We start from the raw sequence: 8,708 nt of genomic DNA, 5'->3' as shown, positions 1-8,708 counted from the left end.
GGCTTGGGCGCCTGGCGCAGGGCCAGCGTCAGCACCACATCGTTGCCCTCGTTGGCGACAGTGGGCGTGAGGAAGGCAAGGTTGCTGGTGGCTGAAGCGAACGAACCGGACAGCGACTGGGCCGACAGGATGGTGTAGCGGGTGCTTGCTGCATAGGTGCCGGAGCCGGCGAGCACGCTGACCGTGCCGCCCAGCTTTGCCTTGCCGTTGACTGTCAGACGGTCGGCGTCGGAAGGCGTTGCGCGGACTTCATAGGTGGAGGTCGGACTCAGGAACAGGTTGCCGGTGATGGTCGCCGTAGCGGGTTTGCCGTCAGGACTGTTCAGCGCCAGCGTGTTGTGGCCGAAGGACGAGACAGAACCAATGGTTTGGGAACTGTTCGTCAGCTCCAGGCGATTGCCATTGCCTAACAGGGCGATCGCCGGGCCTTGCTCGCCATTGCCGTCTATTCCACCCGCGATGGTGCCGCGGTTCAGGATGTAGACGTTGTTCTCGGCCAGTACGCCAGTACCTGCCGAGCCAGCGAGGTACAGGTCGGGGTAGTTGAGATTGTTGACAGCATTGCCACCGCGGATGTGGCCTTGGTTGTCCAGATCCGGCAGTCTGTTTCCGGCGCCGGGCGGTTGGTGCGAGTTCGAACCTTCCGTGATGATCACGCCTTCGCCGCCGTTGCCGGCATTGGAGGCGGGCGTCATGCTGGTACCGCCTGCGCCACCTTCGATGCGGCCCAGATTGACCACGCGGCCGTTGCGCGTGATGACGCCGGCTCCGCCATCGCCGCCAAGGGCGATGCCGGACGGGGCTGGACCGTCGTTGTATCCGCCCACCCCGCCGACAATGAGGCCGTCGTTCTGGACGACACCCGTGCCTAGATACAGTCCGGTGCCGCCGCCGCCGCCGCTGCCGCCCATGGAATAGGTGGCGTCGCCACCAATCACTTGCCCAGTGGCAGCAACCTTGACCGTACCGTCCTTGACGATCAGGCCATCACCGCCGCCGCCGCCGCCCTCCGCCGGCGAATAGCCGATCCAGCCGGAGCCACCGAGCAGGTTGGACCGGACCGTGACGGTGGCATTGGTGCCTCCGAAGTAGGCGGCCGCACCGCCGCCGCCGCCGCCGCCGGTGGGGGCCGTGCCGCCCACGCCGCCGTGGATGATGGTGGTGAATTCGCGGACAGTGTTGGCGGACAGGTCAGATACGGTGGCCCTGCCGTCGTTCGGATCGGTGTTCGCACCGTTCCCCTGATTGATCCATCCGCCGCCTTCTCCGCCGGCCTGGGTGCCGGCACCGCCTTGGCCACCGGCCAGCGCCTGGCTGGCGGCCAGGCTCAGCGTGGCGGTCAGCAAGACGGTGGTCAAACGAGGCAGGAAGGGAGCCGTGGGCGCGAGCAGAGCGGATGATTTCAGTGCGATCCGGTCGCGGAAAGCACAGGTGCAGCGTGTCGTCATGGATGCGTCGTCTCATGGAACGAAGCATCGGACGGCCTCGCTCAACGGCGCGGATCGTAACAGGTTAAGAACTAAAGTTTCTTATTCTTTCTCACCATGTCGTGAAAAAGCTACTGCTACGTAGAAAATGGGCTTTCAGCGCGGCTCGCGCAGCAGCCGATTGATCGCTTCCAGGTCGGTCTCGGCCAGGATGCCGCTGACCGCCTTCAGCCGCAGCCCGGACAGCAGCGTGGTGTAGCGCGCCAACGCCAGATCGCGCTGGGTGGCATAGAGCTGCTGCTGGGCGTTGAGCACGTCCAGGCTGATGCGCACGCCCACTTCATAGCCGGTGCGGTTGGCCTCGACCGAGGCGCGACTGGATTTCTCGCCGGCTTCCAGCGCGTCGATGCGCGCCAGGCCGCTGGTCACGCCCGAGTAGTGCTGGCGCGCGGACTGGACGGCCTGGCGCCGGGCGGCCTCGAAATCGTGCCGCGCCTTCTGTTCGAGCTGCACCCGCTCGGTCACCTGGGACGAGATGCCTCCGCCCGAGTACAGCGGAATCGACAGCACCACGCCCACGCTGTTGTTGATGGGCTTGCCGGGCGCGCTGCTGCCGTTGCTCATGACCGCGTCGCTGGCGCTGCCGCTGGTGGCGCGCAGGTTCACGGTGGGGTAGTGGCCGCTCTTGGCGATCTGGATGTCGCGGCCGGCAATGCGGGTCTGGAGCTGGGCGCGCAGCACGTCCAGGCTGGAGGCCTCGGCCTGCGTGCTCCAGTCGTTCAGCCGGGCCGGCTGGGGCGAGGGCAGGCGCACGCCGGGCGGCAGCTCCGCCAGCGCGCCGGCAGGCGAGCCCAGGATCTGGGCCAGCACGTCGCGGCGCACGTCCAGGTCGTTCTGCAGCCGCAGTTCCTGCGCCAGCACCAGGTCGTAGCGCGCCTGCGCCTCGTAGGTATCGGTGATGGTAGCGTTGCCCAGCTCGAAATTGCGCTTGGCCGATTCCAGCTGTCCCGCGACGGCGGCCTTCTCGGCTTCGGTCGCCGTCAGCGCGTCCTGGGCGTAGAGCACGTTGAAATAGGCTTCGGCCACGCGCAGCAGCAGGTCCTGGAAGGCCTGTTGCAGCCGCACCTCGGCGTCGGCGGTCAGCAGCTTGGATTGTTCATAGGCCTGCCAGCGCGACCAATTGAACAGCGGCTGCGTCAGCGCCAGGTCCCAGGTGCCGCGGCCGCCGCTGTAGGCCACGCCGAAGCCTTGCGTGCTGCGGGTTTCGCGGTAGGCGCCGCCGGCCTCGGCGCTGATCTGCGGCAGCAGTCCGGCGCGGGCCTGGGGTTCCTTTTCCAGGCTGGCGCGGTAGTTGGCGCGCGCGGCCGCATAGACCGGGTCGCTGCCCAGCGCGGTGCGCCAGACCTGCATCAGGTCGTCGGCGGCATGGGCGCGCGACGGGCCGACGCTTGCGGCGCAGGTGAAGACCAGTAATGCCGTAAGCGATCGGACGCGCATGATGTTTCGTGGGAGTCGTGCGGCTCCAGGACGTCCGCCCCGCATCCCCGCGCTGGGCGGGGACGGCGCGGGCGGCGCCGGATCAGAACTTGAACTGGGACACCGTCGCGCCGCGCAGCGGCTTGATGACGGTTTCGAACAGATTGACCGTCTCGAAGCTGGCGGCCGTGGTGCGGGTGATGCGACAGGCGGTCATGACGGGCGCCTGGCCCACGATGACGACCAGGCGGCCGCCCACGCGCAACTGATACTTGAGCGCGTCGGGCACGGCGGGCACCGAGCCGGTCACCAGGATGGCGTCGTATTCGGTCGAGCCCCAGCCGTTGCGGGCGTCGCCGGTTTCGACCTTGACGTTGGTGACGTTGTTCATCTGCAGGTTCTGCTGAGCGAAGGTCACCAGGCGGCTGTCGATCTCGACCGAGGTCACCTGCTGCGCCAGATAGCCCAGCAGCGCGGCCTGGTAGCCCGAGCCGGTGCCGATTTCCAGCACACAGTCCGACTTGGTCAGCTGCAGTTCCTGAGCCAGGCGCGCCTCGATCTTCGGGGCCAGCATGTTCTGCCGGGAGTCGACGCCGTTGATCTGCAGCGGGATCTCCAGGTCGGAGAACGCCAGCGCGCGCAGGGCGGGCGGAACGAACTGTTCGCGACGCACATCGAACAGGGCTTGCAGCACATTGGCGTCAAGCACGTCCCAGGGGCGGACCTGCTGTTCCACCATGTTGAAGCGGGCTTGTTCTACGTCGGGCAGGGTCGAAGCGTTCATGACGGTCAGAGAAAACAGAGGAATCAACTGACCATTGTACCGATTCGTAGCGTCCTGTGACGCCATGGGGCGCGGGCCCGGCCGGGGAGGGCGTCAGGCCGCCTCCGGCCGGGGGGAATGTAACCGCGCGCCGCTCACCACCAGGCGTGGAAGTGGTGCACCGGCCCGTGGCCCGAGCCGGCCGACAGGCGGCCGGACTGGCGGATGGCTTCCGTCAGGTAGGCTTTGGCGCGGCGGGCCGCCTCGGGCACGTCGCCGGTCTGCGGCAACAGCGCGGCCAGCGCGGCCGACAGGGTGCAGCCGGTGCCGTGCGTGTTGGCGGTCTCGATGCGGTGGCCGGGCAGCTCGATCATGCGGTCGCCGTCGTGCAGCAGGTCGATGGTGTCGTTGCCGGGCAGGTGGCCGCCCTTGACCATGACCCAGCGCTCGCCGGCATAGGCCATCTTGTTGCGCAGGCGCTCGGCCACGCGACGCATTTCCTTGACGCTTTCCACCGGCCGCTCTTCCAGCAGCACGCCGGCCTCGGGCAGATTCGGGGTCAGCAGCGTGGCCTGGGGCAGCAACGCCTCGCGCAGCGCGCTCACGGCGTCGCGCTCGAGCAGCAGGTCGCCGCTCTTGGCCACCATGACCGGGTCCAGCACCACGTGGGCCGGCTGCCACTTGGCGAGCTTCTCGGCCACCACCAGCGTCACGGGCTGCTGGCCCAGCATGCCGATCTTGACCGCGGCGATCGGCACATCGGCGAACAGCGTGTCGATCTGCAGGCCGACGAAGGCCGGCGGCACGGGCGAAATGCCGGTCACGCCCTGTGTGTTCTGCGCCGTCAGCGCGGCGATCACGGCGCAGCCGTAGGCGCCCAGGGCGCTCATGGTCTTGACGTCGGCCAGGCTGCCGGCGCCGCCGGACGGATCGACGCCGGCGATGCTGAGCGTGTTGGGGATGGGGCGGGCGTTCATCGGGCGTGTCCTTGGCGCCGGGAGGCGGCGTTCGCTGCGCGCCGACGGGCGACGGCGTTCATTTCGCGGCGCCCGCGGCGATCAGGCCGTCGGTGGGCGAGCTGGGCGCGCCGCTGTAGAGCTTCTTCGGCATGCGGCCGGCCAGGAAGGCCTCGCGGCCGGACTCCACGCCCTTCTTCATGGCGCTGGCCATCAGGATCGGGTCGCGGGCGGCGGCGATGGCGGTGTTCATCAGCACGGCGTCGCAGCCCAGCTCCATGGCGATGGCGGCGTCGGACGCGGTGCCCACGCCGGCGTCGACCACGATGGGCACGCGCGCCTGGTCGATGATCAGGCGCAGGTTCCAGGGATTCAGGATGCCCATGCCCGAGCCGATCAGCGAGGCCAGCGGCATCACCGCCACGGCGCCCAGGTCTTCCAGCATACGGCACTGGATGGGATCGTCGGTGCAATACACCATGACCTTGAAGCCTTCGTCGACCAGGGTCTTGGTGGCCTTGAGCGTTTCGGGCATGTTGGGGAACAGCGTGTGCGGATCGCCCAGCACTTCCAGCTTGACCAGGTCATGGCCGTCCAGCAGCTCGCGCGCCAGCCGCAGCGTGCGGATGGCATCGTCGGCCGTGTAGCAGCCGGCGGTATTGGGCAGCAGCGTGAATTTCGACGGCGGCACGTGGTCGAGCAGGCTGGGCTCGCCGGCGTTCTGGCCGATGTTGGTGCGGCGGATGGCGACGGTGACGATCTCGGCGCCGCTGGCGTCCAGCGCCTGGCGGGTCTGTTCGAAATCCTTGTACTTGCCGGTGCCGACGAGCAGGCGCGACGAATAGGCGCGGCCGGCGATGGTGAGGGTGTCTTGGGTGGTCATGGCGGTGTTTCGAAGAGCGGGACCGGGAGCGGACCCGAGGGACGGTCAGAGCGTTGCACGAATGATAAAGCACGCGGCGGCGGTGTCGACGCACAGGACGGAACGAGGCGTTCCACTATTTGCCGAACCTGGCGGGATTCCGTCCGGGGGGCGGCTATTGCCGCATCGCGTCCAGCGTCTCGCATAGCGCCTCGGCCGCGTCGACTAGCCGGGGGCCGGGACGGTAGAGGGCGTCGGCGTCGATGCCGTACACATGGCCGGCCTGGGCGGCCGGCAGGCCCAGCTTGCGCCAGGCCGCGAGGTTGTTGGCGTTGTCTTGCGGCCGCGACACGCCCGCCAGCACGGCGTCGGGCCGGGCCGCCAGCACGCTTTCCAGCGACACCTGGGGCGCCACCACGGGCGAGTCGGCAAAGACGTTGACGCCGCCGCACAGCCGCAGGGCGTCGCTGACGATGCTGGTCTGGTTCAGGGTGTAGATGGGATCCAGTCCGGCCTGGATGAAGACCCGCAGCGGCCGGCGGTCGGCATGGCGCGCGGCCAGCCGGTAGAGCCGTTCGCGCAGCGCCTTTGCTGCGGGTCGAGCCTGGTCCTGGGTGCCGAACAGCTCGCCCATCCGTTCCACGGCGGCCGGGATGTCCGCCAGCGACCGGGGATCGCTGTAATAGACCGGCACGCCCAGCTTGTCCATGACGCGGACCAGCGGTTCGGCGGCGGCCGGTTGCCAGGCGATGATCAGGTCGGGCCGGACGGCGGCCACGCGTTCCGCGTCCGGTTGCGTGCCATCGCCGATGACCGGCAGCGCGCGCGCCGCCGGCGGATAGTCGCTGCCACGGATGGTGGCGGCGATACGGTCGCCGGCGCCAGCCGCGTAGACCAGCTCGGTGGCATGCGGTGCCAGCGTCACCGCCCGACGCGCGGGCTCGGCCAGCACGACCACGCGGCCACGGTCGTCCTGCGCGTGGATCGCGGCGGCTTGCGAGTGAGCCGATCCCAGGGCCAGCGCCAGCCCCAGGACGGTCGCACGCAAGGTCGCGCGGGTGGGTCTCATGCTTGCTCTAGTAGCGCAGCGTCAGGGACGCGTAGAAGTTGCGTCCGGGTGCAGGGTACAGGTTGTAGCGCGCAGTGGAACCCAGATACTGGCCCAGGTCGTTGCCGCCGCGCACGCCGTAGCTGGCGTACTTGCGGTCCAGGATGTTGTTCACGCCCACGCTGCCCTCGATGTTGCGGGTGAACTTGTAGGCCAGCTTGGTGTTGAACAGCACATAGGCGTTCAGTTCCTCGCCGAACTGGTTGGCCTGGTCGTTGTCCATGCGCGACGTGCCGACGTACTGGGCCGACACGTTCCACAGCAGCGCTTCGGTGGGACGCCAGGTCACGCCGGCGTTGGCCAGCCACTTCGGCACCAGCGGCACCCGCTTGCCGGCCAGGTCCACGCCGCTGTAGCTGCCGGAACGGAACTTCGCTTCCATCCAGGTCAGGTTGGCGTCCAGCGTGATGCTGCTGGTCAGGGCATGGTGTCCTTCCAGCTCGATGCCCTGGCGGCGCGTCGGGTCGAGGTTGACGTTGCCGCCGGTGCCCGGCCCCCAGATGCCATCGCCCAGCGGGTTGTACTGGATCTCGTTGCGCAGGTCGTAGCGGAACCAGGACAGGCGCGCGCTGCTCTTGTCCGACTTCCAGGTCACGCCCAGTTCCTTGTCGGTGGAGGTTTGCGGCGCCAGCGGCGATTTCACCGACACGAGTTCGTCGGCGTTGGCCAGGCGGAAGCTGCGGCCAACCTTGGCATAGGCGCCGAAGCCGGCGCCGATGTCCTGGCGCACGCCCAGCTGCCAGGCGGTCAGGTGGTTGCCACGGTCGGACGGCTGGTCCATGCCGGACAGGATCTCCACCTTGTCCGAGGCGTACTGACGGCGCAGGCCCAGGGTCACGAGCGTGCTTTCGGTGGCGCGGATCGTGCCCTCGGCGAACAGGCCGTACTGGTGCTGGCGCGATTCCCACTTCGCCGGCGTGGGCGAGTAATAGCCGTTCTGGGTCGAGGTGGTCTTGGCTTCCTGCGCATCGGCGCCGAAGACCACGCTGTGGCCGCCGTTGATGGGCAGGCGGTAGCGCAGGCTGGCGAGGTTCTCGGTCAGCTTCTGGTCGCGCAGGGTGGTGCCGAAGCCGTCGTAGGACACGCCGTCCAGCTTTTTCTGGCGGGAGGATGCGTCGGCGTACAGCGTGCCGGCGCCGATGGACTGCTCGACCTGCAGGCCGATGGTGGTCGTGGTGGCTTTGATGCGGTCGATGTCGTTCTTGGCGCCGCGCGGGTCGCTCTCGAATTCGTTCTTGCCGGTGGCCGGGTCGATCTGGCGCGGACCGGGCAGGTCCAGGCGCTGCGTGGTGGTGTTGCCATACAGGCGGATCAAGCCGTTGTCGTGGCGCAGCGTGACGCCGCCGCCGCCGCCCTCGCGGCGTTCGCCGCTGTGGTCGCGGTAGCCGTCGGTGCGCAGCGACTGCATGTAGGCGTCGACGCCGACCTTCTGGTTGTTCATGGCGATGGCCGCGTCGTACTGGCGCAGGCCGTAGCTGCCGAACGTGGCGGTGGCGCGGGCGGTGACCGGTTCCTTGGAGAAGTCGCGGCGGGTGATGATGTTGATCACGCCGCCGGTGGTGCCGCCGCCGTATTGCACCGAGCCGCTGCCGCGCACGATTTCGATGCGCTCCACCTGGTCCAGCGGCACCACGCCCAGGTTGGGCGCGGACAGGTCGTTGGTGTTCTGCTTGACGCCGTCCACCATGATCAGGGTGTTGCTGGCGCCGGTGATGCCGAAGCCGCGCAGATCCACGATGGCGTTGTCGGTCGAGCTGGTGGTGTTCAGCAGGTGGATGCCGGCCTGCGTGGACAGCAGGTCCTGCATGGTGCGCGCGCTGCTGGCGGCGATGTCCTCGGCGGTGATCACCGAGACCGCGACCGGCAGGGTGGCGGCATCGGACGGCACGCGTTGCGCCGTGACGGTGACGGGGCCGAGTTCGACGGGGGCGGGAGCTTGCTGGGCGGCGGCCAGGGCCGGGGCGGACCCGCCGGCCCCCACGGCCAGCAGGGGAAACCGCACGGCGCCGCGCGCGCCGCTGGGGCTAAAGGGCATGTAGGTTCCCTTCCGGGGAGGGGTTAAGAATTTGAACGGACCCCCGGCCCCTCAACCGCGCCCGTGTTGGGGGCGCGACCT

General features: G+C 68.7%; 6 protein-coding genes and 1 pseudogene. All 7 read right to left on the bottom strand.

Translation table 11 applies throughout. From position 1 onward, the window contains the following. Positions 1–1,448, bottom strand: a pseudogene (locus KDH83_RS27580) (hypothetical protein); the annotation flags it as partial. Positions 1,449–1,583: 135 nt separating this feature from the next. Further along, a complete protein-coding gene (locus KDH83_RS27575) occupies positions 1,584–2,924 on the bottom strand; it encodes a TolC family outer membrane protein (protein ID WP_212321582.1) in 1,341 nt (446 codons plus the stop codon). Between the two features lie 82 nt (positions 2,925–3,006). Next, the gene (locus tag KDH83_RS27570) at positions 3,007–3,687 is read right to left on the bottom strand and encodes a protein-L-isoaspartate O-methyltransferase (RefSeq protein WP_103272236.1); all 681 of its coding nucleotides are present in this window, start codon (positions 3,685–3,687) and stop codon (positions 3,007–3,009) included. 134 nt (positions 3,688–3,821) lie between these two features. Next, positions 3,822–4,643 carry a bifunctional hydroxymethylpyrimidine kinase/phosphomethylpyrimidine kinase gene (thiD, locus tag KDH83_RS27565; protein WP_212321580.1) on the bottom strand — a complete coding sequence of 274 codons (822 nt, stop codon included), beginning with the start codon at positions 4,641–4,643 and terminating at the stop codon, positions 3,822–3,824. A 58-nt stretch (positions 4,644–4,701) separates the two neighbouring features. Continuing rightward, on the bottom strand, positions 4,702–5,505 hold the full coding sequence (locus tag KDH83_RS27560; protein ID WP_212321566.1) for a thiazole synthase: 804 nt from the start codon (positions 5,503–5,505) through the stop codon (positions 4,702–4,704). A 154-nt stretch (positions 5,506–5,659) separates the two neighbouring features. Continuing rightward, positions 5,660–6,553, bottom strand: coding sequence for a cobalamin-binding protein (locus tag KDH83_RS27555; RefSeq protein ID WP_212321558.1), 894 nt, complete (start codon positions 6,551–6,553; stop codon positions 5,660–5,662). Between the two features lie 7 nt (positions 6,554–6,560). After that, positions 6,561–8,627 carry a TonB-dependent receptor gene (locus tag KDH83_RS27550; RefSeq protein WP_212321556.1) on the bottom strand — a complete coding sequence of 689 codons (2,067 nt, stop codon included), beginning with the start codon at positions 8,625–8,627 and terminating at the stop codon, positions 6,561–6,563. Positions 8,628–8,708: the final 81 nt, after the last annotated feature.

The organism is Achromobacter sp. Marseille-Q0513, from assembly GCF_018195695.1.
In the GTDB taxonomy this organism is placed as follows: domain Bacteria; phylum Pseudomonadota; class Gammaproteobacteria; order Burkholderiales; family Burkholderiaceae_B; genus Achromobacter.
This window is presented reverse-complemented; position numbering and strand designations above follow the sequence as displayed.

Coding starts and splice junctions, on each gene's coding strand:
- KDH83_RS27550 (WP_212321556.1), bottom strand. CDS start 8,627: ATGCCCTTTAGCCCCAGCGGCGCGCGCGGCGCCGTGCGGTTTCCCCTG.
- thiD (WP_212321580.1), bottom strand. CDS start 4,643: ATGAACGCCCGCCCCATCCCCAACACGCTCAGCATCGCCGGCGTCGAT.
- KDH83_RS27575 (WP_212321582.1), bottom strand. CDS start 2,924: ATGCGCGTCCGATCGCTTACGGCATTACTGGTCTTCACCTGCGCCGCA.
- KDH83_RS27560 (WP_212321566.1), bottom strand. CDS start 5,505: ATGACCACCCAAGACACCCTCACCATCGCCGGCCGCGCCTATTCGTCG.
- KDH83_RS27570 (WP_103272236.1), bottom strand. CDS start 3,687: ATGAACGCTTCGACCCTGCCCGACGTAGAACAAGCCCGCTTCAACATG.
- KDH83_RS27555 (WP_212321558.1), bottom strand. CDS start 6,553: ATGAGACCCACCCGCGCGACCTTGCGTGCGACCGTCCTGGGGCTGGCG.